The following is a 24,749-nucleotide window of genomic DNA, read 5'->3' on the forward strand; positions in this document are numbered from 1 at the left end:
AGTCCACTCTCTTCCACCAACTTTGCCGCCTCTTCTCTAAACTCCTTCGTGTACTTCCCGTTAGGAACCCTTTCCATTTGACACCTCCATATGAGTTTCTTATTTTACTCTTTTTTGGTGTCCACTTTTTCAGCTTACCTCAGAAGAGCGTAGGAAAACTCGTGGAGTGGCGGTGCAGGGATTTGAACCCTGTGCACGGTAGAATGCGGGTTTTCAGACATTTTTTTTGTGGTATTTTGACCGTCATCAGTGGTGGTATTATACACAATTTAAAATAAAAATTACTGATTATTTTACTTACAAAAATTTATTATTGTCATCGGTCAAAACACTCACTTCTTCACCCCAAGATATTTCAACTGAGCTTGCCTGATTGAGTGGTTCGTGTTATTATATTGCGTCTGTGGGTCCAGAATGTTTTTCGTTAGACATCGGGCGGAGGGGTTCTCTCCGCCCACCTCCAAACTTGATACCCTTTCATATGATTCGGTTTTGATAGAAAAACTGAAATAAATGGTTGCGTTATTTTAGTTTTCTATGATAATCTAAAATAACGACAATGATTATTTTAATCTGAGGCATAAGGATGTTCATATGAAACATTTTCAGTCTGGTAGTTATGTGCAACAAGGGTTTTATAAAAGTTTTCAGCCCAATCCAATCAACCGGGCCTGGGCGCTGGACAACATGGAACTGATTCAGTTGCTCGGGCAGGCGGATCGAGAACTAGGGCGTCTGGATATGTATTCAGACTACATCCCCAATATAAACCTTTTCATCAGTATGCACGTGCTTAAGGAAGCCACCCAATCAAGCAAGATAGAAGGTACTCAGACAAACATGGAGGATGCCCTTCTGGAAAAGAAGAATGTGGCATTGGACAAAAGGGATGAATGGGAAGAGGTGCAGAACTATGTGGCAGCAATGAATAGGTCTATCGAGAAGTTGAATACACTTCCATTTTCTGCGCGCCTGATTAAGGAGGCCCACAAGACCTTATTGGAAGGTGTACGCGGCAAGCACAAACTACCTGGCGAATTCAGGACCAGCCAAAACTGGATTGGCGGAGCAACCATCAACGATGCGGTTTTTGTGCCACCAGTGCATACCTCCAGAGACTGTTTAACGAACTGTGTCAATCCTAAAAAAGCGAAAGGAAGAGAGGCGGTACTGTGCTATGAGTGTGTATCGCCTGATGACTAATGGCTATCCCCTCTCGCTCTGAAAGAAAGTAGCCTACACTTAGACGGGCATGTCAAGTTTGCAAAGGAGCAAACTGCTTCACTTCGTTACGCCCCTGCGGGTGACAAGCCCTACGTTGCGGCTATATAATAAGTAGAGCGAGGGGGGAAGATGAGCACTCAAGCTCAGGAAAAAGATATTTGGAGGATTGACATGAGCAACGATCTACAAGAGTTTGATTTCTCTAAGTTCCAGGCAGAGGCAATCAAGCAATTGAAGTCTGGTAAACCGCTAAACGGCAAAGAAGGCATCTTAACCCCACTGATAAAGATGATACTTGAGGCCGCCCTTGATGGGGAAATTGAATCGCATCTAAAAACTGACAGCGCCAAAAACAGGCGCAATGGCAGAACTTCGAAGATTGTAAGAACCGACCAAAGCGCTTTCGAACTCGAAACTCCACGGGACAGAAACAGTACCTTCGAGCCGGAAATCGTAAAGAAGCGGCAGACCTATCTCGGCGATGCCCTTGATAATAAGGTCATTGCCCTCTATGGACTTGGAATGAGTTATAGTGATATTTCTAAGCATCTTGAGGAACTCTACGGCATAGATGCCACGCTCAGTGGCGTAACCGACAAGATACTGCCGGTAGTGAAGCAGTGGCAGGCCAGACCACTGGAGGCTGTTTACCCCTTTGTGTGGATGGACGCCATTCACTATAAGACGAGAGAGGATGGAAAGGTAGTCCAGACCGCCTCTTACACCATACTTGGTGTAAATCAGAGGGGTTATAAGGAAGTTCTGGGCATATACATGTCAGAGGCTGAAGGCGCTAACTTCTGGCTTCAAGTACTTAGTGACCTTTCCAATCGTGGGGTCAAGGACATTCTTATCGCCTGCATTGATGGGCTGAAGGGCTTTCCAGACGCCATAAACACCATTTTTCCTGAGACTGAGATTCAGCTCTGTATTATTCACCAGATACGCAACTCTCTCAAGTATATAGCCTCTAAAGACCAGAAAACATTTCTAAAAGACCTGAAAAAGGTCTATCAGGCAGCCACGAAAGCCCTTGCTGAAAGCAAACTCATTGAACTTGATGAGACGTGGGGCAAGAAGTACCCCATAGTAATCAAATCGTGGAAGGCCAACTGGGATAACCTGTCCAACTACTTCAAATACCCGCTGGATATACGCCGGATAATCTACACGACCAATGTTATCGAGGGATTCCATCGCCAGCTACGCAAGGTTACTAAAACCAAAGGGGCCTTTGCCACCGAAAACGCCCTCTTGAAACTCATATACCTGGCTGTACAAAAAATCTCGGAGAAATGGACTCAGCCACTAAGAAATTGGGGTCAGACAATTTCTCAGCTTGCCATTTTCTTCGAAGGGAGGTTATTATTGGACATTGATGTTAAGGGCTAAAACCGGACCTGACACAGTTTAGTTAACAGACCCGCAAACTATAAATGTGAATTATGTAGAGCGCCCTATTCCGATGTTCATCATATAAAATATCCTAAGCATGGATATCAAAATGACCATATAAATAATCTATTAGTCGTGTGCAGGCGATGTCATAATAGATTGCATGGTATAAAATAAGCCGGTTCATTTTCCACTATGTCTTTAATGCGGAGCGGCTACTTCCCCACCCCCAGCTTTTTCATTTGCTCCAGTACCGCAGCCTGTCTGTCCGCAGGTATATTCGGCTGCAACTGCATTTTCTCTTTCCCTAAGTACGTCTCCCTATACCACCGCTTCGCTCTCTCAATCTTTGCCCTGTCCTCTGCGTCCAGTCCGGCCATGAATTTGTCCCTGTACTTGGCTGGCAGCATCGCAAGCGGGTCTGCACGTTTTATGCTTGCTTTGACATCGCTCATCTTCCCGCCAAGGTTTTTATACTTATCAAGGTATTTCCTTGCTGCCTCTATATCTCCGTATTTCAAGGACTGCTTGTAATAGTACAAGGCTGTCCCTCTTGACGTAGGCAATGCCGTAGGTTTCTCTTCACCTAGTTTCTCCAGATAGTCTCTCGTCATCTTGATTGTATCGTAATATGCCGATTCCCCGGCGTCTGTCGTGTATGTGAGCAGCCCCGCTAAATCATTCACTAACTTCCCCGTAACGTCCCCGCCGCGCTTCGGCTTTCCCGTTGCCCAATCATATATGTTATCCAAAGACCATGTCTTAAGTATGTGCTGTAACTTGTCTCTAATCGGACGTGGACTCCACATGTCGGGATAGAAGCTCCTGCCCATGAGCGGCTCAACTATCATACTCTTTTCCACCGGACGCATACCCTGAAACACCTTTTCAACCGGCCCCTTGTACATCTCTGTAAGTTTCTTGCTCAATGGCACTTTGCCGCTTACCACGTCTTTTACGTCGTTAGGCAAGTCTTCAAGGTTAAACCAGCTCAGTGCATCCGACAAAGCGCCCTGCAGTCGTAGAGACAGTATGCTCCCGTCCGAACGCCTGCCTAATATGACGTGTAATTGCTTCCTGCCGCCTTCGCCAATCTCTTTCTCCTCATCGGGAAACATTGTCGCATTCCATATCGAAATTGCCCCGTACAGCATAGAGGCTTTTAGTGCAAGTTTCCCAACTTTCCATGCCATTACGCCGCCAAGACTCCCCGCATCCCTGCCCTCGTGCTTCAAATTGCGCATTAAATTCACGTATCGGGGCGCGTTGACCTCAAGCCAACTGTAAAACGGTATCATATGCCTGCGTATCCATTGCCCGGCATGGGACACATTGCCGTAGTCGCCGATTAGCTCTCGTGCCAGCTTCGCCGCCCTGTCGTCGGGATTCTTTATTGCGTCTATCTCTGATTTTTTCGACGCTCCGTAGACGTCGCTTCTGTCTTTAACTATGTCTTTGAAATACCGGTATGACGCCAGCCTCATAATGTTTTCCCTCAAAGTCGTTAAGTCTTTCGAGGTCTGCCATGCCTTACCAACCCAGCGCACCGCCGCATTCTCGCTTTCGCCTGTGAGCATCTTAAATATGCCTTCTTTTGATATATCAGGGATTTCCGATATACTGATACCAGAGCCTATTACCCCTTTTTTCATTGCATTGTCGAGTTCGGCCTTTAGTTCTGGAGACAATTCTCTGTTTTTGTATTGATGCCATAGGTCTGTTGTCGCTTGTTTGGTGTATTTCATTATCGCAGGATTATACGCAAGGACTATATCAATGTCACCACTCATATTGTTCATGTTGTACTTTAATAATCTGTAAGGATTCATTAATATCCACTGTTTCCAAGTGATTTGAATATTTGCAGACGCATTAGACAGCATTCCCTCGTCTTTAAAATCCCTGAAGTTGTCAAGGGTGCGCGCAAGGCGCTTCGGTATCGCCCACTGTTCTTTCAGGCGGCCCATCGCAAAGGCTGTCCTCATATCTCCTCTATCTATCTCTCCGCCTATCGCAATATCTTCAAGTACCTTGTCAGTTATCGTTTGCGCGCGATAAAAATGATTCCCTTTCTCCGGCTGCCACAAGGTGTAATCATCAGGCAGCAACTCCTTCCAATCCTTTATCCCTTGCGCTTTTGCCTCTTCTTTCAGTTTTGCGGATATGTCGGCTTCGCTTTGAAGTATTTTTAGCGTCTTGGCTGTCTCTATTTGAGAAATAGACTGGGCTAATACCTCATATTCGGACTCAAGATAGTTGGTGTTAAAATCCTTTGCCGAGCCTTTTCTTGCCAATTGCCAGCCCTTCTTGCGCAGACCTACGCTTTCCCCAGACGTGCCCGTGTAGACCGCTTCGCCCATAGCTCTTAGTGCCATATATTCAAGCACCTGATGATGAAAGTATCTATCATCCTTCATAACGCCTTCTGAGAGCAATTTGTTGTCTACAAGCTGCTGTTTGATGTCAATCATACGCTCATTTCTCTTTTGCAGCGCCGACTTCAAGGCCGGATGTGATTCTATGTACGGGTCTATCTTGTTATCGAGATAGTCCGATACCTGCTCTTTAGACTTTAAACCAAACGGAAGTTCTTTATCCCATAGTATCCCGGGGGTTTCCGCGTCTCCGATGTCTTTCTTTAAATCATCAAATATCAACTTCCTTTCAAATACCGCATAGTCTTCCTTGCCTAAGCCCTGCACGAATACTTTCATCTCATCTACGGCCTTTGTACGTGCGTAAGACGGCACATTCTCGTATTGCCTCAATATGTCTATTACAGCCCCGTCCTTTTTTGAGCTTAACAGCGGGAAGTGCCTTGTAAACTCCTGCCCTGCCTGTGTTAATGTCTGCTTGATTCTGTATGGAAGAGACAGTGTTTTTATTCCTCTGGCCTCCGTAAGCCGCGCTTCCACTTCTTTGTCTTCTATCTCTATGCCGCGCGTTTCTTTTAAGGAAAATTCCGGCGTATCAGAGCTGTCCCTCTTGCCTTTCTGCTCCATAAACTTGTCATACTCTGCAAACAGTCTGTCTTCCTCAGCCATATGACCTTCATAGTCCTTTTGCAGCTTCCCTGAATACGCCTCTCCAAATATGTCTTCCGGCGTCCTAATATCATTTTTGACAAAGTAGCCCTTCAGCTTATTTATGAAATTCATAATCCTGTCAAAGATTCTCTGTACGAATCCCCGCGGCTTTTCCTTGCCAATCGCATAATCTCTGAATGCGTGCGCTATCTCTTCCCTTACGTTCGTATTGTTTTTCGCAGCGCTTTCCTTATACGCATTCTCAAGTATATCTATATCCGATTCCCTGTTTATGGCCTCTAATGTACGATATATCCCATGGCCGACTTCGTGATAGCCGGTCGCTTTCATATCCACAGGGTCTGTCATCGCAAACTTTATGACATGATGAAGCCTGCCGTCATCGCCATAATAATGCTTGTACATGCCCTTAACGTCCACCTTGCTTAAATCAACATTCATACCATGCGCCTTCACCCCTAACTTAACTAACTGTTCGTCAAGCCCGGGCGGTCTGTTGCCTTTAAACCCCTCAGCCTTTGTGTTATCGCCCAGGATACGTTTGATTTCGGAGATTACCCCTTGCCTTGCCTGTTCGATTTCAGCAGGCGAATGTTCACGCTTTGCGTCCTTGCGTGAGCCGAGGGCAAACTCGGTGGACTCTCCGTTGGGTGTCTTCAAGTCCTTGACAGGTTCGCCTTCTGATCTAACCTCGGCTTTCCCAGCCACCTCTCCAGCATTGCTCTGCGCCTGTTCATTTTCGAGCTTGACAGGTTCGGTTGGCTGTGGTATATTAGAATCAAGAGAGGAGCCTCGGAGCAGGTTAGGCTGTGTGAGAAAGGTCTCATCTTGGGGCATTTGCTCGCCGAGCGCAGTCCTCTTTTTAAATAGTGTTGCCGCTGCAAGTTCCTTCCTTCCATGTCTAATCTCTTCATAATAGTAAACTTCACCATTTATGCGCTTTATATATAGAACTGTTGCTTTACTTTTTTTTGTTTCTGGGAGATATTCAACCTTATCAGGTGTTGACGTTATTTCAGGAATTCGATAAATATCTTTCTCTGTAATAGCCTCAAGCCCTCGTGATTTCTCCGATGCTATATTGTCATGTTCACCAAGTGCATGGTTTATGAATGAGTTGTCGATGGTGTGTGTATAGCCAGTAACGTCAATATCTACACCTTTTTCTTTTGCAGTTCGTCTTATCTCTTCAACATTTTTTGGTGACACTTTTCTCAAAGCAACTCTTTGTAATGCCCCAGGCTTTTCTTTTGTTTGTTTAAACAGTTTCTCCATAGCAGCTTCATATGACATTGGCATTCCGCCGCCACCACTCTCTATCAACTTAGTTATATATTTAACCTTTTCAGGATATGCAGACGCTTCCCAATCATTCGACTGTGGCTTCACCCCTAGCGCCTCTAGCTGCTTCTGCATGTCGGGTCTCTGGCCTTCGGATACTGGAGCTCCTGTAGTGTCTGGCGCGCTTGAGCTTTGTGGTTCGGTTTTTATTTCACGCCCTTTTATTTTATGTGATATATTCCAAAGTATGTCATCTGGGGTCATGTTTTGTACGTCATGAAATTTCCAGCCGTCATCCATCAGCCAATTTTTATAGGTATTCATCGTGGCATCATCATGCTGCCCATACTTGTTTCGTAATTCCTGTGCATAGGCCGCCTTCTCTTCCGCTGATACCTGTGAATGGTCTCTGGTTTCTATTGCTTGACTACCTTTATTGTCAGGGGATGCAGCCTCTTCTACGTCTTGCTTCTGTAGTCGTTCTGTTATGTTAGCCTTTTCCTTTGTATTAAGTATGTCTATGGACGCTTGCGAAAAACCGTGGTCTAACAATAACCTATCAGCTCCTTGCGTAAAACCACCAAAGGTATCAACGATATCGGCTTTCTTGTTGGCTAACTGCATGTTTTCTGTTGTTATTTCCGGATTTTGGAAATAATCAGACGCTGGTATTTCACCTTTTCTTGCAGGCTCTACAGCCGTTGTAATTGGCATGTTGGCAGACCCTTGTTTTGGCGCTCCGTCTTTGATTCTTTTATTGAGTTCCTCTTCAAAAGGTGTGTACTCAGCATTTTGTGCAGGTCTTCTCGGGGTACCGCCCATTGTCGCGTCCTGTAACGCAAGTGTAAAATCATCAGGTCTGTTTTTATTTGCTGCCTCATCGCTCAGTTTTGCTCTTAACATATCCTGAATTGAGGACGGCATTTCCATCGCTCCGCCTGCCGGTAATTCATTCGTATGTCCAACAATCTCTTTGACTGCTATCCCTTCATTCGCTGTGCCTTCAGTCGGAGCAGCCTTTTCCTGTTGTGTGCTGACCGAAACTCTTTCCCTGCCCATCCCAGGCACAAGACCTTTATACGCGCTGGGGGCCGCGAAGTGTTGCAGGAAAAACGTAAACATCCCTACGGTCATATTCCTGGCTCTTTCCTTCCAGTCCTTCGCCGGTTCTGCCGCTCCGGCACCGGCTCCTAATGTCGCAGCCCTGCCAGCCCCTACAAGCGATATCGCCGCCTGTTCCTGTGCTGTAAGCTGTGATAACTTAAATGTCTCTAAATCGCCTATGTCCTTTGGATTTATATATCTTCCGGCATCTCCTGCGGCGTCACCTGCTTTTATGCGCAAAAATAAGTCAGGATTGCTGTCAGCCAGTTTCTCTTGCACCAATAACTTCTCCATTGCTGATTTTGCAATCGGAGATATTCTTGCCGCCAATGAACCAATCAACTCACCGCCAACCCCAAATCCAGCAAACAATGCCGCATCTTTTAACGCATTTGTTATACGGGATATATCGCCTTGCCCGTGTTCCGTGTTTTTAACCGCCCCATAAGCGCCGCCAAGCATTCCACCCCTTAAGGTTGAGGCTCCAAGTCTGACTAACAGTTTTGACGATGCACTCCATGCTGCAGGGATGACTTTAGCCGCCCCTATTATTTCACCGCCAAAGGCCAGCGGCAAGGACATTCCTATAAGACCTGCCGCACCAGCCGCTGCTTTATGCATAATTCCCGCGTTATCGGGCGTTGCTACAGCGTCCGGCCCATACCCTAAAGTTACACCTTTGACAAATTGTGTAGGTATATCTGCATAACTGCCATAGTAGTCTTTAACCAAATCATGGTAATCTTCCGTCATTGTCGATTTACGATTAACAAAATTCTTGTCAAGATACGCCGCGGTGTTCTCTCCTAAGTCCTGCACGTATTGACTGCCTGCTGCCTTTCCTACAGCCCCTACTGCCCTGTAGAGCTCTGCCGCAGCACCCTTATACATATCCTGTACCATATCGCCAAAGGTACGCGGCTTCAGAGACGCTGCCTGCCCGTTAAGCTGTGCCAGTGTCTCAGGGTCGGTGTTCCACTTGATGTTATCTGTGCTGCCCGTGTAAGGGGTTGTAGTTGTAACATTATTCTGTTTATTCAGTTGATCAAGCGTCTCTTTGTCCGTGTTCCATTTTATATCAGAGGGGTTCGTGGAGGCCATCGGAGCAGGCGGCGTCTGTGTCTGTGGCGCCGGTGCAGGTACTTCAGGTGTAAGTAACTCGTTAATTCTTGCGTTTACCTCGTCAGGGGACTCATCAGTGTTTGTACTGCCGGTTATTTGGCTGAGTGTTTCGTTGTCATTATTCCATCCCATTATTGCACCACCGCTGTTGAACCATCTTCATACTTAACAATCCTACCCGGACCATTCGGATTCGGCGCATAGCCAACTATCAGTCCTTTCGGCTTTTGCTGCGCCGACTGCTCCCCATTAAAAACTCTCATATTGTGTTCATACGTTGCAGGGTCAACCTTTCCAGTGTTGGGGTCTATGGACATTTGCATTATCGCCATTTTGTTTTTGTCATTATTGGTCTTTTCAGCTTTCTTGTCCATCTCGGCAGCCCTCGTCTGCGCATTCGCTGCATTGGCGTCAGCGCTGGTCTGCGATGCCTGATTCTTCCCCGCCCAGTACTTATCTAACGCCGCATTCTTACTCTTCTGCATATCAATCCCCTGCTGGTTATACATGGCCTGCTGTGCGTTTTGCAGTTCGCGCATAGCAAGTTGTTTCTGTCCTACTCCGCTTGCTAAATTAACCACCGTGCTAAACATGCCCTTCAGAGGATTCAATATCCCCAGGTCTGTATCGCCTATGCCGCCTATGCCGCCTGTGCTGCCCATGTTGTTATACACATTAGACAGGTTCTCTGTCGCCTTTGCATTGTTTTTGTATAACGTATCCATATCAGGCGTAACCGATGCACCCGGTAAGCCCGACGCACCAGCTCCTACGCCGGGGGCTTCCCCAGGAACTTTTATATACTCCGGTCTTTGTGTCCCATCATGCGATGTATTTGTTGTTTGTTCCCAATGGCTGTCATCTGGTGTATCCTGCACACCACCCGGTTTATACGGAAAACGGTAACCAGGCAGTGGATTATAATTGTCCTTCTCTTCATCGGTCACAGTGATCATAATCTCTATCTCCTCTATTTAGTTGTTTGCGTTACCATTGCGATAGCATTAATTGCCGATGTAAAGCCCGCCGCAAGGGTCTTATACACGTCCGCTACCGCTTTGTTTGCATTTAGCTTTAAATCATACTGGTTTATCTGCTGCTTAAGCTCCAGTTCGCTCTTTTGCAGTGCGAATTTGGCCTTATCAATATTAAACCCGACATTCGTTTTTCTCACATCATAGAGCGTTCCGTAAGCCTTTTCAGTTAAAAGCCCCTTTGCGTTAAACGCACTGACATCCCCCTGATACAGCTCTACAAGACGCTGCAGGTAAGTCATCTGGGAATCAACCTGCCCCTTGTAGTTCATTATGTCTGCTGTGTACTGCTCTATTTTAAACTTGGCCTCTTCTGTTTTGGCCTTCAGATTCGCTTCACCGATTTGTGTTGAAATCTTCTTCCCGTCAAGGCGCGCCTGATATGCTGACAACGCCAATTTGTACGGCTCATACTTCATATTCTCAGCAGCTATGGTCGCCTTGTACATCTCAAGCTGCGTGTTTTGGGCTGATACCATATGTCCAAAGGCCTCTGTCTCTGCTGCATAAACCTTGAGCTGCTGGAAATCAATTTCAATGCTGGTCTTTACCGCATCGAGACTGCTTTGGTATATTTTTATCTGAGCCTCAATTGCCGCTATCTGCGCGTTATACACTTCAACCCGCGTTTTCCCGACTTCCGCCTTAATCTGCACGGCCTGCAGCTCCGCTCTATATATATCAGCCCTTATAGACAGCGCTTTAATCTTCTCTGTAAACACCTGTACGGCAATTGAATATGCCTGCCACTTCGCCTTGTACTTCTCAAGACGCGCGTTGAATAATGCCATGCCTGCATCATTGAGATACTTGGCCGCGTTAAGGGCACGTTCCCAGACTAAGCCAAAGAACTGCCGCAGGATGGATTCATATTGAATGGCGTTTGTCAACGCAGCCTTTCTATTGTCGATTTTCAAGCTGCTCATCTTCAGGCTGTGGTCAGCAACCGCTGTAATCTTCTGATTTGCTGCACTTAAACGGGCAGCTTGAATGGCTGACAGCATAGCGCCCGTAGGCATAGAAAACCCCGATTGTGTAAAGGTTCTCTTCGCATCACTTACAGCCTTCTCGATTTGATTATCAATTCGCGCTATGGCAAGGTTATACTCCAACGCCTCATCGGGCACACTGCCACCCGCTATATCGTTCAGCAGCGCGGCTACAACGGGTGATTGCAGCGCGGAATCAAAGGCTGCCTCATCATATGAAAAATAATTCGTCGGCTCTCCAATGTCATCTGCCGGAGACAACACGCTGAATGTCGGGAAATCATATGAAGGGGCACCAGGAAAGGATAACTCCGCAATCTCCGGCGCTTTCGGCATGTTAGTTTTCGGCGCGTCCGGCATTTTGTATGATGTTTTACTATATGTATTTACAGGTTCTGCCAGAGGTTTAAGATTCAATGGCTGTGGGTAGTTGACGGCAGGTACGGCATCAGTGAAGTCCGGCACGTTTATCTTATCCATTTTGCCAACGCTTATATCGTCTGGCTTTTCAGCCTTATCGTAATCAGTGGAATCTTTGAATTTATTTGATATTGAAGGGACATTACTAAGAATGTTATTTATCGCGCTTTTCATCTCATCAAGTGCCTCCAGGTCCATATCTGGCACAGTGGAAATGTTAAACTCTACCTCGGCAAGCTGGGCTAGCCTGTTGGCATAATTTGCTGCAGATGTGACAGTGTTATTGGATTGAGTGTATGCGTTATTTATTATTCCTGATGGATCAGAAGCCATTTATCTCATCCTCCTTAAAGCTGTAATTGCTGCTTTGATGCTGCTGATTTCCAGCGGGGCTGTACCTTCAACAGTGAATTCCCAGAAGCGGCCAACATCTCCACGGCTCATCAATACCCTTGATGTGCGCTTGCCGGGCACTATAGTATAATTCCTCTGCGCCCCTCCATCGGCAATGACCTTCAAAGCCACCGGAGCCTGCACCGCCTGAGCATGAAAGTATGCCTCTAATATCTGTTTCAAGTTATCTATGCCGAAATCAAGAAGGCCGGTCTGCATCGTGCAGGCTATAGGCTGCCCGTCATCGAGGTCGCCGTCAATTACGTATATACCGTTAGCATTTGCCGCTAAGTGGGTATTGCTGTCATGTCGGCCATAGGAATTGAAATTAAACCCGTCGTAAAACGATACGGCCTTTGTCGCAGTGTTTATCACAATAGTCGCGTACATACTGAGAGAATCATCGCTTACGACAACGCCCTCGATGATAAACTTCGGTAATTGATTTCCCGCTTTCCCAACATACTCACCGTATCCAGCATTCAAAGAAGAGAACATGGCGATATTCAGATTCGCGCTGGCCACATCTCCTGGAATCCCGTCTACCGCAATTGAAACAACCGGCATATTACACGAGAGAGCCCCTGTATTGCCGGTATTATAATTATTCAATAGTCCAAACTGCGGCATGGTCAAGTCTGCGGACATGAGCGGGCTGGTGATAATAGTTCCATTTGATAAGATTATTGGGAAGGTTATATCAGATCGTGCAACATTACCGGCTGCCCCTGAGCTGTCTGAAGAGAACACCGGCAGAGCTAAATTTGTAATAGACGCCGTCTGACTATCAACGCTGAACACAGGGACAACAATATTTGCCTGCGAATCAATGCCGGTTATGACAACTCCGGCTGCCTCTAACATGGATAATTTGACGTTGGCCGTGCATATTTCTGTATTAGTTGTAATACCGCTGGATGATAATGCAGGCAAAAGCAATGCAGCGTCAGCAGTTTTAGCAAATTCGCTGTTTAACCTGAACATCGGCAGTGGATTATCACAGAAGTTCCCCGTCTGCGTGACTGCGCCGGAGCCCACGAGATGCGGCAGTGTTATGGCGGCGCTGGCAACAGCGGATGAAACAACTGATGCAGAAATGCTCATGTGCGGCAGCGTGACATATGCCGTAGTTGTCGCACTTCCCCCGCCAGAGTTCGTGCCCTGCATATAATCAAACTGTGCCGTTCCTGTACCATTGTTGCCTGATATTACCGTAAACCCTACAAAGATATTGCTGTTAAAATCGCTTCTTGTATATTGAGCAAATTGTGTCCAGCTATCACCAGTGTTTACTTTGGCATATAAAGTAAACACATTCCCAACACGCGTCATCCTAACATATGGTCTCGTAGTCCCGTTGTTGCTCCCACTTTCCGAGCCTTCTACTGTGTTGTACCAGATAGTCTGTTCCCCAAGATACCATCCAATTGCCACATTATTTTCATTTGCTGAGATATTTCTGTCGCTGGCAATTAGCAATGCAGCCTTTCCTCTGGCCGTTATGTAAGCGTCTATATCAAAATCACCCGTAACGCTTTGATAAACGAATGGGTATCCGCTTTTTGATGTTAGCCATGCGTTTTGGTTAGTTAGCGCTATAGTTAATTGCCCTGCATTGGTAATGTTTACATCAATCGGAGATGCCAGCGAAGAATTAAGCAAAGACCAACCGTACTGCTTTGCCCCATCCCCGCCGCTTAGTAGATTCTGTTGTGTACCCGTTCCAAACTGGTCAGACATTGCTATTCTCCATTGACAGAAATAATTTTTTGTGGTAGTTTAATATCATGAGTGTAATAGCGATACCAAGAGCATTAAGAGATAGATTAGGCGATGAGGCTACAGATGATTTGGTTTTGGTTTTTAACAGCATTGATCCTGACCTTGTAAAACTAAAAGCAGAGATTTCTAAAGACTTGGCTACGAAAGCCGATTTATCCATTGAAATAGCTAAAGTCAACGAACGAATCTCCATTGAAATAGCTAAAGTCAACGAACGAATCTCCATTGAGACAGGCAAAATCAACGAGCGCATTACTCTTGAAACAGGCAAAATCAACGAACGTATTACTGAGGAAGTTGGCACGCTGCGCACTGAACTGAGCGTTAAGATAGAGAACGCCAGCAAAGAGAACATCAAATGGATGTTCCTCTTCTGGATAGGCCAGATAGCCGCCATGGTTGCTATTATTAAATTTTTTGTAGTCAAGTAATCTATCATGCCCCCTAAATCACACCGATAGCCGCGTGGTGAAAATGTTTAAAGTCGTTAAGCCTTGCGTCGTCATCGCTCAGGTTTATTTCATTCTTTGTACCCTTTTTAAGATTAATGAGTCCGACAATCCGATTCTTAAACGCGTCTTTGTCATAAACCACATAGGTATAAACCATGTAACCGCCATTGATTTGACACGAAGGAACTCTTATATCAGAGCCTATGTTTATCTTCTGAAGGCCGCCGCCGTTGACCTGATATGCCATGTAATATTCTGTGGTCACGGGGTCATTCTGCAGCTCTGTTGTAACCGAAGGCCACGTGCCGTCTGTAGAGTTTGGGACGTAAATGCGATGATAAAAGTTGACTTTGCTTTTCTTGTAGAAAACAATGAAATTCTGCGTTGCGCTGTAAGAACCTGATTTTGAATATCCAGACATACAGTCGTATGCCATAACGTGCAAGTCCCGCTCACCGTTCTTTGTAAATTCATTCTCAATCCCGATTATGACATTATACCATGCGACATTGTCACGGCCAGTGGAGGGGTTATAAAACGAGTATGTATGAAGCGTTGCATTAAACTGTCCGGGGCCGCTGATACTGCCGGAGGCCGCCGATACGCCATCTCCAAACCCGCCGTGGGCGTCACCGGAGCTGCTCACTAATGTCATAGGCGGAAATGCCCCGGGAGTCCACGTCAAGCTGATTCCATCGCTGGCATTCCCTGATACGTATCTGGTTTCAGTGTAGGTTAAACGCTCTATCTCAAGCCCGCCGATAGTCAATATTTCAGTGCGGGTAACCGCATCGTCCTCAATGTGAGTCGTGCCGTCATATCTCCATGTATCAGTTGTTTCATAAAACACGGGGGGAGTCCGGTCAAGATACCACCTGTTTGTTACGACAAGGTTAATCTGATATGGATACGGCTTATTGCCGCCCTTAGACCATGAATTTGCCACCGTCTTTACGAGGGCATTATCTTTGTCGATTACCACAATCGGAAAATGCAGCTTCCACGAGTAACCGCTGGAATCCACACCAAGCGTCCCCACCTGATAATCATCGCCTATAAAAGCCCCTGTGACAATGTCGGACTCCGGCGTTACCCTGTAGGATATTTCATGTTTCCACAGTTGGTAGAATTGCTGCGGGATTAACCCAAGTTCCTGAGATATCACCCCTGTGCCCAGAAGACTATCTTTTCTGCCAAACATGCACTGATTAATATAGCCATCACTGCCAATCCCCATCCAGTGACGGGCTGCTGAATTGCCGATAATCATCTTGGTTTTGTCTGGAATATACTTGACGATGTTCTTTCCATTATTCGTAACTTCTTTTTTTGACCAGTTGTAATCATAAGGATTTCCTACGTATCTTGCCGCGGCAAATATATCCACCACACTATTCCAGCCGGTGTTACCAAACTCAGCCGCATCAATGGTCTCGTTGTAAGTATAAACGTTCGCCAGGACTGCGTTGTGAACCCCGCTGCCGCTTTGGATAACAAGGCTTGTGCCGGAGTCGCTGATAGTCAGCCCACGAACCGTTGTGCCTGCGGCCTTCAGCGCCCCTGCATCGACAGTGTACGCCAACACACGATAATCACCGCCTATGCCATTGGGCGGCGGGTCGTACCGGAGCTGATAGTATGGGTCTGCCTCTGAAATCGTGTCTATCTCTATGACACATCCCGTGCCGTTACCGCCGGTCGTGCTAGTGTATCCCGTTTTCGTATATCCCATCCCCGCTGTTATAAGAGATACATTCGTTACGCTGCCGTTACCACCTACACTGTTGACCTGCACAGTTGCGCCCTTGCCGCCCGATAGCGTGAGAACGTCCCCTACGGTATATCCCGTACCGGCTGTGGGCGGCGTGACCGTTATATTTATCACCATCCCTGCCGTATTCGCAGATACATAGATCAGGTATATCACGGCAGGGGTTGACTCTGCCCGTATCTGAATAGTATCTTCATACGGTGAATAGCTAATCCGAAGACTAAAGCCGTCTAAATTATATTCATCGCCTGCGATTTCTAAAGCGCCTTCCCACCGCTTTTTCAACTGCTCCAGTTTCTTTTTGGCAAACTTTAAAAACTTCTCACCGCCAGGGTCTATCGATAAACGAAGAAAGGTCATTTAGTATCTCCTTCAGCATAACCAGTTCAGACCGCTTGCCGGTATTGCGGACTGCCCGCCCGTGAAAAAATCCTTTAGTTGAGCCACCCTGACTGTGACGCTCTGTGACCGCCTTCTCTCTTCTTCTTATTCTAGTATGCCAAACCATCCTTCCTCCACTTTTAATCGCGGCAAGCTCACATGTGCCACATTATCAAGCGTGTAAATTGATGGCAGCGTGAGGGCCATATCGATACGCTGCTCATAAGCATCCCACTCCTCTTCATGCGGCTTTGTCATCGAGACAAGATACTGTTCAATGCCGCCCTGTTCCCGATAATACCCCGTGCCGCTGTCACCCGCGTCGAAGTAAACTACACCATCGGTAAGATTCTCAAGCTGCCCGCCTGTTAATACCCTGCATAGACCGCGTCGGCTCAGGAAATATACAACATCGGCATAGGGCTTCCCTCTGAACTGTGTGCCGTACACTGCCCCGTAACCAGCAGCATTGAGCCGCATCATTTGGGCTTCACCAACACCCGGAGGATTTGTCCCCTGAAGGAAATATATATCTGTGTCCGTCCCGACAAACAAGCCATCCTTAACCGCGCACAGCAGAGTTATTCTGCCGTCGAACACCATAAAGTTAGATTCGTACTTAAACGATTCATACCGGTACGGCTCAGAGTAGAACAGGCAATTCCCACTGGCAACAAGCATATACCCGTAGAAGTACTCGACCAGTTGACCGGCAGCGGGGGGCTGTTCAAATAGTGTGTTGAGAGGCACACTAAGCGCAGCTCCCGTACCGTCATACAGATACGAGCCGCTGACGTTGCTGGTCGAATGTGCCAGATATAGTGTATCTGCCCCGCGTGTTGAGATATAGATATTGATTGATACCGGATTTGCCGAGGCCTCGTAATCAACATAGAAGCCCCCTGAAGCCTCAAATCTAACCACACCCATGGCGCCGGATTCGTAACCGTCATTGCGCTGATACGTTATAGCCGCCTGATAAGTACCCTGCTTAAGGCTTCCTACCGGTGCAGACCTGACAACTGGCAGCGGCGGCGGTATGATTCCCCATGCCCGTGACTTGCCGTCCTGAATAACGCCTGTGACAACACCATCACTGTAGTATATACAGTCATTGACAGGCGCATACCACATCTGGCGTCTGCCTGCCGGTATGCCGGTTCTGAGTGTGGCCGTTATGAATACATTGCCGGTTTTTATCAGGGATTTCAGCGTATCAGCCTCGCGGAAATAGCTTATACCGTGATGACAAAACAACGAGTGACAATCACCGGCATAAACACGCCTATAGCCTTTACGGGAGCGCAGGGCTCCTGAGTTATCTATGTCGAAGTTCCGGCAGTCGGCGATGTACTTACCGCCAAGCTCTTGCCGTGGCAGGAAGTTGTTAATCCCGCCTACGCCTGACCCTATCTCAACGAGGGCGCTTCCTTTCATAGCAGCCCTGGGTTTATCGAGACAGACGTTTCAGTTTGTCTTGTGCGGTTGGCTTCCTGCTTTATCTTCTGGCAGTAATCCCGCCACTTCGATAGGTGCAACTGATAAAAGTTAAAGTCAAACGTCTGAGAATCGTTCGTCTGATACGCCCTTGACACAATGCCGTCAATCAGGCTGTAATGATGCCGCGGGTTTATCTCAGGCTCCATATTCGGATACTCAGCGTCCTTCGATATGCGTTTAAGCGGCATACGAAACACAGACAAGTTCAACTGGTAGTTGTTATCAGGCGTCGGATATAACCTGAGTTTCTGTGTCTCAAGGTCTGCGATAAACACATGTGGACACCCTGCCGTGCTTTCCCACTTGTAATACCACCAGTCGAGGTCTTTAGCGTTTATCTTCTCAAGACGACCATAATTTGCCAGATATGCCCGCGTAACAAAGATAATCCGGCGGTCGAGGGTGTAATATCCCTGACCCTCAACAACCGGAATTGAGCATATCTCCGGCGTCTGGCTGTCCTCGAGGATAAGCGTCTCGCGGCAAAACTCTTCTATCGTGTCGTTGAGCATTGCAAGCAGCTCATCGTCAGAGAAATAAGTTCCCTCTACGCTATCCCGCAGCCTGCCACGCGTCAGACTTATGATCTCGGCAATTGTCATTGATGGCAGTACAGCAGTCCTACCGCATCGGGTTTGATGACGTTGTAGCCGTATATTTCAAGGCCGCGAATGATAGTGCCGTAGGTACTCTCAGAGATAAGCATCTCCATGTTTATACACTGGCCCGCAAATGTTATCCCCGACGTATGCCCGAACAGAACGTTAAATGCCTTGCTGCCGCCGCTGTCATTGACTGTGCTTATGCAGTTGCTTACATAGACCTCAAACCTGTCTATCTGTCCGACTCGCCCGTTTCTGATAGGCGACAGGGCGTCACCTGTGACATAGACATTCTCTATTGCTGAGAGTTTCAAAAACCTGGCAGCCCATGCAGGTATTACAATCCACCTGTTTACCTCCGGTATGTTCTGCTCATCGAGGACGGTCGCGCACTGAAGTATATAATCCAGTACATTGTTTTTTGTCAGTTGCACAGGAGCGCCAGCATAACCGAGGTCAATATTCGCGGAAACTTTCCCGGCGTATTGACCGCAATTGAGCGGGCTGACCAGAGCGGGTACGTCAGCTAACACCTCGGTATCCACCTTGACCTTGATCTGATGCGCCGCGTCTTCAGACCACTCATCGAATTTGTTGATGTCGGACTGCCACTTGTCTACAGCGTCAAGGACACAGTTCCAGTTCTTTCCTTTGTTTATTACCAGCTCAGATGCAGGCGCCTCCGGGCGTTCATACGTCAGCTTTTGGCCCTTGACATAGTCGGTGACAGATACATCGGCGATATTTCTGATATATACTACATCGCCATATCCCCTGATTTCGTTCTCATGGTCGGTATTTGCTATGTACGGCACTACGCTGTACTGATAGAACTTGTCATTGAGCTTAGACGAGTATATACGAGGGACACCCTTGCCAGGCCCGCCGCTTCCTGTCTGCGGATAACCTGTTACTGCCGGATAACTTCCAGTTGCCATATGAATTCCTCCTGAGTGCTTAACGAAAATAATATAGGGGTAAGAACCCCTGGGATAAAGCTATTTTCTTTTTATGATTTCTAAGGCTATATTCGTAAGCAGCGCTATAAACGTGCAACCGGCAAGCAGATATAGCTTATTGAATTTACTGTTAACGCGCTCATTCATGTTTTCAATAGCCTCTATGATTTTGTCAATGGCGGCTTCGTGCTTGTCAAATCTTTCATTCTGCCATTTTTGGCATAGAGTACAAAAGTCCTTGCTAACATCTGTCATCGCTTACACCCCCTTAATGTGACACTCCGGAGACACCGGTATCCCCGGAGGTATGAAATATGATGTTATTTTATGAAGCGCCCTGGTTTGCTGTCGCTGCCGGATTAGCCGGAGTAGAAGGTGTTGCAGACACACTGCCAACCTCGTGTGGATGTGCAAACATGCTCTCTAAGCCGCCTAATATCTGCGTTATCCCGCCGACATAGTTCCTCGGCAGCCCCGCCGCGCCAAACAGTGACAATAACCCTATGCCTACCTGCAACAGTCCCTGAATGTTGAAATTCCCCATTTGTGGCCTCCTTGTGTTACTTGATGTATTTCGGTCAAGCCGGTTCAACCAGCCGTTTAGAACTGTCACCTACCATATGTCTTCCATTGCCTGCCATTCGTGTTTATCGCCGATGCTATCGCAAAGTATGCGCTCAGGACTGCTGCTGTGGCCTGAGTAGACGCCGCCACATTAGAGCTATTGTCAAGGTGGCTAAGAGTATTAACAGCGCTTATAGCTGTTTGAGCAGCCATATAATCAGCCTTAAGATTAGCGCATGTGTTTGCCTGTATCTGCCCTGAATTACAATATACCTCTGCTGACGCATATACGCCATCCAACATGCCGGATATTATAGAAAGCCCTGTCGAAACCTCTGTTTCAGCCTGCTGCACTTGTGCCGTCGTGCAACCGCCCATAAATGCCGCTAACACGATTACCAGAAATAATACGACACCGCTTAAAAACGTCCGTTTGTTATCCATTTGTTCCCTCCGCGTTTGTCTCGATGTATTTCTTTAACCGGTCAAGCCGGTTCAACCAGCCCTTAAGAAACTTCGTGTATGTGCGAATGCTATTTGCCAATGACGTGTAATACCGCCTGCGCATCTCGATATATTTAGAGACTATATCAGTGGTATCAACTGCCTGATTTAATACTTTTAACCAGCGCTTCGCCTCCCCAACACCTATATTTACCGCCGCATCAAAGTGTACCAGGCATAGCGGCCACTTGAGATGCTTACATTGTGCTGCAAGCCAATAATCCTCATAGTAAATCTTCTTTGCCGCGTCTACCGTCAAATCCTTTATGGCCAAATATGGATAAGACCGCTTACTTATTCCATACTTCGTCTCACCGCCAGGGTCGTTGGAATTGTTGACGTACCCGCCTTCGACTTCGAGAACAAATGCTATAGACTTCTCAAAATTCTTGTCATACACGCTATCGCACACCTCCTTGCCGTATTTGCGGTCTCTGATCATACAACGAAAAATCCTGCCCGGAGCTCCGGTCTCCTGCGGGATTTATACTCATCGCTGCGGGCAGATTACCGCCATTAGCGGCGGGTGAGATTGATACTGCGCTTGGGGGAGTCCCCGCGGCTGCAACACTGCCCGCAGCAGTTTGGCTTTCCTCCGGGAAGAGCTTTTCAACGTCTATCTCTAACGACAACGCCATCTCCTTGATCATATTTATCAGCCCCTCACGCGGGATTAATCCCTGAAACAGCGGCAGTTGTATTGTCTGCATAAACTCATTGCGCCTTATAGACTGCTGCTCCTTTGCTATCAGTGATGAGCTGCCCTTTGCGATGATCTTAGTGTCTCGTATCGCTTTAAAATATCTAAACCATATCCCGAAATAATAATGCCGGTTTAAAATCGGCTCCGTAATCCGGGTATCAATGTTCAACACTATGAGTTTCATGCTCTTTGCCGTCTGTGAGATCAGCATAGAGAAACCCGACGCTGTACTTGTCGTATCCTGGGCAGTGGCATTGCCGAAATTAAACGACGGCACACCGCTAAACTCATGGGCCAGCGCCTTAAAATGCTGAAATATCTGTATCAGCGGAGTGACAATTATCTGAGGCTGATAAAACCTGATTGCCGGTGCCCCTGACATCTGCACGTCTGTAACATCCCATACTCCCCACGGAATCATAGAATTGGATGCGCCGGAAACAAGGCGGTCTACGCTTCTCTCGACTTGCGGCCCTGATGCTATTGCTGCGTTATTAAGCAGCGCCCGCACCACCTGATTACATGCAGTCTGAATGTCATCGATAATCTTCGGTATGCCCTCACCCCAAAACCGTCCCGGTATCTCATTATATGAGCATTTGGCAAATGGCTTCCGGCCTAACGGGTCTGGATTGAGCATCGCCTTTAAGACATGTCTGCCGCAGACATACACACATACGTCATAGCTCTTCACAGGGTCTTCTATCTCGCTTGCTGTCATGCCGTAATCTAACAGCATCTGCCCCTGTAACGGCCCCCAGTACTCCAGTATATCTATTTTCTTCGATTGCGTCATCTCAGGGTTATGTCTGTACTCCAGCGTGTTTAATACCATATCAGCCGGTGCCTGCTCGTGATAGCCATGCTGATAGTCTGTAAGCGCCGCCCTTATTGCCTCCTCATCAAACCCTGGAGTGCCGATTAAATCATACAGGTCTCCAGGTAACAACGACTCACGGTGGATGAGCCAACTGTCATCTATGCTTATCGAGTCCGGCGCGGGGAATATATCCTTCGGATGTACCGCCTTGTAAATCGGCATAGTCTTTTCAATGCCTTTTAACTGCCTCTCGCCTGATCTGTCATCCACCCAATTCATCGCCTTGTCTTTAACAAACACAGGCCCCTTTATAAACGCAGCCGGGTACTTGACGAAGTAATCCAAAAACTCCTCAATAGCCGTATAGAACCCACCCTCTACCAACTGGTCTTCTATGATATTGGAGACTTCCTCTACTGCGGCAGCCGTTGTTTCCCTGACATGTGCCTCAGCAACTTTTTGCATGATCGGCAGGATATAGTCTTCAAGGACGTCTTTTACCTTGTCGTGGTGGCCGTGGTGTAATCCACCAAGTTTCATTCTGATATGCGCTGTGTCTATCAACGCGCTCTTTGTCTCATAATCCGGCTGCGGTACCGGTAAGCCCTGTATTTCCCACATTTGCTTGCCCGGCTGAAACAGGACGTCTATTAGTATCGCACGGGCCATGCGGCATATAGCTCCGGTTAATTCGACAAAACTCGTCGATCCTTTCAACTGCGCTATCAACGCCAGTTTACCAGGGTCATAATCACCGCTTACCGCTCGTTCCGCGTCGATAATAATCTTGTCTATTCGCGCCCGCAGTAGTTTTGATTCAGCAAAGGACTTCTGTATCAGCCCCGCCAATTGCGACGGAACTACATCGTCCAGCAGATTCATATCCTTCGGCGGCCCTAACTGCTCATATTTCTCAGCCACTTATTATCCTGCCTTCGTTATAGGCCTTGGCTATCCTTTTCTCTTCAGACGCCGCCCATTTCAAATGCTCTGCATTCTTTGAGAATTTACCAGCGGCCTTGTTCCGGTAAAAGTCCTGAACCTGTTTTTCTGTGTATAATTTCGCGTCCTCCGGAGACGGCACATCGGTCTTAACGCTGCCCTTAATCCCAATATAGTTATTTACGTCGCGGGCGTCGGGGTTTGTTTGCCGGAGATATGTGGCGAAGACCTTTGCGGCTATATCGGCCTTGCCTTTATTTTGGGCGTTTTGGAGTATCTGTTTGTATGTCAGGCCGCTTTCTGGATTTTCCTGTGTAACGAACTTCTGAAAATTCGGGTCTTTGTCCAGGCTCATTATGTCAAAGTCTTTTACCCCGTATGCCTCGAGATGTTTAGTGGTTGCCGCTACTAGCTGCTGCATGTTCTGTTCTGCCGCTGCTGCCTGAACCTGGTTAAGACCCTTCTTTAACGGCTCTATCTCGGCAAATCTCGTATTTATGGCCGCCTCTATCATGGCGACTACGTCGTTGTAGGCATCCGGTACCTGTGTTTTCAGAAATGAACTCTTTTCTTTCCAGTCCCCAAGCGGCTGTGCCGCCGCGCTCTTGTACTTGTCCTCAAGCGCCCTTAGCGCATTTTGTATCTCCGCCTGGTGCTCCTCTTTCGATATATACTGCGACATGTCTATATTAGTTACCGGCGTTACCGGGGCGGCAGAAACAGCGGTTTCCACAGGCCGCAGGTTTGCCGCTTGCCCTCCATCCACGCCTGCACTGCTGTCCTTCTGAGTTGCTTGGGTTGCTGCCGATTCTAAATATCCGGGTGGTAACAGCGGCATATCATCGAGTGGTAACAGCGGCATATCATCGATTTGAATATCTGTTTCGTCAAGTTTAAACATGCTTTTATCCATAGGGCTGCCTCCTAAAAATGCGCCTCGATATTATTAACAGGCGCTGTATAGGGTTTACCTGCCGATGCAGGCAATGTTATTTTCGTCCTCGTGTATTTTGCTATCGCCGCTGCCATAATCAGGTCGTCATGCCTGCCCTGCTGTGCCCCAAACCGCCCCTGAGAATCCTGGACATATGTCAACATCTCAAGGAATATTTCTCTCGATACCAGACCGTGCGTGTCATCCCGAAACTCCATAATCAGATTATCTATCAACGCCGGTTTACTGGCCGTCGTGGTCAACCAGCCGTAGCGGGGAAGCGGTCTGTTCGGCGGCTCTATATGCCGCTCTGTCCATATCTTTGCCAATGGATATAGCAGCGTCTTAGTCAGCGACATCACAACGGCCATGCCGTGATTATTGCGCTCCGGCACGAGATACGCAGTGTTATACATCATACCCAGGTGATACAGCACACGTGCGAATATATCAGGGTCGCAGTGCCCGTGCCACTGTGCTACCTGCTTGCCCGTGATATGATGTATGACAACAGCCGCCGAGTAATCGCCGTGCTCAAGCCCCTCTGCAACGTCAGCCCCTATCACATACGAGTGCCCAGGCCATGAATTCTCCCATATCTGTAAGCGGCCTGCCGCATTTGGGACAGTAGTTCCGGTAGACGCGGCAATCTCATACCGCCCCTTGTCCGGCTCTTGCGCGCTCTCCATGAGCGCCATGACTTTGACATTGTCAAACACGGCACGGCCAGACGGCCAGAGGGTCTGCGTCAAAAAAATGGGATAAGGTGTTGAGCTTTTTATTTGGCCATGTTATTGTAGATATATATCTACAATAACATGGAGGT

At 47.4% G+C, this 24,749-nt stretch carries 18 protein-coding genes and 2 pseudogenes; 4 read left to right on the plus strand and 16 right to left on the minus strand.

Features of this window, described 5'->3' with window-relative positions; all coding sequences use genetic code 11:
• Window positions 1-594: 594 nt before the first annotated feature.
• The 3 genes and pseudogenes from ASN18_RS16780 to ASN18_RS18040 form a co-directional block, all read left to right on the plus strand.
• Window positions 595-1,113, plus strand: a pseudogene (locus ASN18_RS16780) (Fic/DOC family N-terminal domain-containing protein); the annotation flags it as partial.
• A 282-nt stretch (window positions 1,114-1,395) separates the two neighbouring features.
• On the plus strand, window positions 1,396-2,616 hold the full coding sequence (locus ASN18_RS16785) for an IS256 family transposase (protein WP_085053947.1): 1,221 nt from the start codon (window positions 1,396-1,398) through the stop codon (window positions 2,614-2,616).
• Window positions 2,617-2,673: 57 nt separating this feature from the next.
• Window positions 2,674-2,796: pseudogene (locus tag ASN18_RS18040) on the plus strand (HNH endonuclease signature motif containing protein); the annotation flags it as partial.
• Window positions 2,797-2,834: 38 nt separating this feature from the next.
• Here ASN18_RS18040 and ASN18_RS16795 read toward each other — a convergent pair.
• From ASN18_RS16795 to ASN18_RS16810, 4 genes are read right to left on the minus strand one after another with little or no spacing between them, the layout of a single operon-like run.
• A complete protein-coding gene (locus tag ASN18_RS16795) occupies window positions 2,835-9,305 on the minus strand; it encodes a PBECR3 domain-containing polyvalent protein (protein WP_085053931.1) in 6,471 nt (2,156 codons plus the stop codon).
• Complete coding sequence (locus ASN18_RS16800; RefSeq protein ID WP_085053932.1) at window positions 9,305-10,129, minus strand: hypothetical protein; 825 nt, start codon at window positions 10,127-10,129, stop codon at window positions 9,305-9,307. Before ASN18_RS16800 ends, ASN18_RS16795 begins: the two co-directional genes overlap by 1 nt.
• 14 nt (window positions 10,130-10,143) lie before the next feature.
• Entirely contained in the window at window positions 10,144-11,949 is a 1,806-nt protein-coding gene (locus ASN18_RS16805; protein WP_085053933.1) for a coiled-coil domain-containing protein, read from the minus strand.
• Entirely contained in the window at window positions 11,950-13,749 is a 1,800-nt protein-coding gene (locus ASN18_RS16810; protein WP_085053934.1) for a hypothetical protein, read from the minus strand.
• Window positions 13,750-13,796: 47 nt separating this feature from the next.
• Here ASN18_RS16810 and ASN18_RS16815 point away from each other — a divergent pair, with 47 nt between their 5' ends.
• Window positions 13,797-14,222 carry a CCDC90 family protein gene (locus ASN18_RS16815; protein ID WP_085053935.1) on the plus strand — a complete coding sequence of 142 codons (426 nt, stop codon included), beginning with the start codon at window positions 13,797-13,799 and terminating at the stop codon, window positions 14,220-14,222.
• A 13-nt stretch (window positions 14,223-14,235) separates the two neighbouring features.
• On the opposite strand, the gene ASN18_RS16820 is transcribed toward ASN18_RS16815, so the two are convergent.
• The 12 genes from ASN18_RS16820 to ASN18_RS16870 all read right to left on the minus strand — a co-directional run bounded on the left by ASN18_RS16820 (window position 14,236) and on the right by ASN18_RS16870 (window position 24,612).
• Entirely contained in the window at window positions 14,236-16,374 is a 2,139-nt protein-coding gene (locus ASN18_RS16820) for a hypothetical protein (protein WP_085053936.1), read from the minus strand.
• Window positions 16,337-16,522, minus strand: coding sequence for a hypothetical protein (locus ASN18_RS17720; protein WP_236861868.1), 186 nt, complete (start codon window positions 16,520-16,522; stop codon window positions 16,337-16,339). Before ASN18_RS17720 ends, ASN18_RS16820 begins: the two co-directional genes overlap by 38 nt.
• Window positions 16,501-17,832, minus strand: a complete 1,332-nt coding sequence (locus ASN18_RS16825) for a hypothetical protein (protein WP_085053937.1) — start codon at window positions 17,830-17,832, stop codon at window positions 16,501-16,503. Before ASN18_RS16825 ends, ASN18_RS17720 begins: the two co-directional genes overlap by 22 nt.
• Window positions 17,829-18,497 carry a phage adaptor protein gene (locus ASN18_RS16830; RefSeq protein WP_085053938.1) on the minus strand — a complete coding sequence of 223 codons (669 nt, stop codon included), beginning with the start codon at window positions 18,495-18,497 and terminating at the stop codon, window positions 17,829-17,831. The genes ASN18_RS16825 and ASN18_RS16830 overlap by 4 nt, the downstream gene beginning before the upstream one ends.
• Entirely contained in the window at window positions 18,494-19,435 is a 942-nt protein-coding gene (locus tag ASN18_RS16835) for a hypothetical protein (protein ID WP_085053939.1), read from the minus strand. Before ASN18_RS16835 ends, ASN18_RS16830 begins: the two co-directional genes overlap by 4 nt.
• A gap of 60 nt (window positions 19,436-19,495) precedes the next feature.
• Window positions 19,496-19,711, minus strand: coding sequence for a hypothetical protein (locus tag ASN18_RS16840; RefSeq protein ID WP_085053940.1), 216 nt, complete (start codon window positions 19,709-19,711; stop codon window positions 19,496-19,498).
• A 70-nt stretch (window positions 19,712-19,781) separates the two neighbouring features.
• Window positions 19,782-20,000: a hypothetical protein gene (locus ASN18_RS16845; protein WP_085053941.1), complete on the minus strand. Its 219-nt coding sequence runs from the start codon at window positions 19,998-20,000 to the stop codon at window positions 19,782-19,784.
• A gap of 65 nt (window positions 20,001-20,065) precedes the next feature.
• Window positions 20,066-20,464, minus strand: a complete 399-nt coding sequence (locus tag ASN18_RS16850) for a hypothetical protein (protein ID WP_085053942.1) — start codon at window positions 20,462-20,464, stop codon at window positions 20,066-20,068.
• The gene (locus ASN18_RS16855; RefSeq protein ID WP_085053943.1) at window positions 20,457-20,966 is read right to left on the minus strand and encodes a glycoside hydrolase family 108 protein; all 510 of its coding nucleotides are present in this window, start codon (window positions 20,964-20,966) and stop codon (window positions 20,457-20,459) included. The genes ASN18_RS16850 and ASN18_RS16855 overlap by 8 nt, the downstream gene beginning before the upstream one ends.
• Window positions 20,926-22,968, minus strand: coding sequence for a portal protein (locus ASN18_RS16860; protein WP_085053944.1), 2,043 nt, complete (start codon window positions 22,966-22,968; stop codon window positions 20,926-20,928). The genes ASN18_RS16855 and ASN18_RS16860 overlap by 41 nt, the downstream gene beginning before the upstream one ends.
• Window positions 22,961-23,902 carry a hypothetical protein gene (locus ASN18_RS16865; RefSeq protein ID WP_085053945.1) on the minus strand — a complete coding sequence of 314 codons (942 nt, stop codon included), beginning with the start codon at window positions 23,900-23,902 and terminating at the stop codon, window positions 22,961-22,963. Before ASN18_RS16865 ends, ASN18_RS16860 begins: the two co-directional genes overlap by 8 nt.
• An 11-nt stretch (window positions 23,903-23,913) precedes the next feature.
• On the minus strand, window positions 23,914-24,612 hold the full coding sequence (locus ASN18_RS16870; protein ID WP_157073079.1) for a terminase large subunit: 699 nt from the start codon (window positions 24,610-24,612) through the stop codon (window positions 23,914-23,916).
• Between the last annotated feature and the right edge of the window lie 137 nt (window positions 24,613-24,749).

The sequence above is a fragment of the Candidatus Magnetominusculus xianensis genome, from assembly GCA_001541255.1.
Lineage (GTDB): Bacteria > Nitrospirota > Thermodesulfovibrionia > Thermodesulfovibrionales > Magnetobacteriaceae > Magnetominusculus > Magnetominusculus xianensis.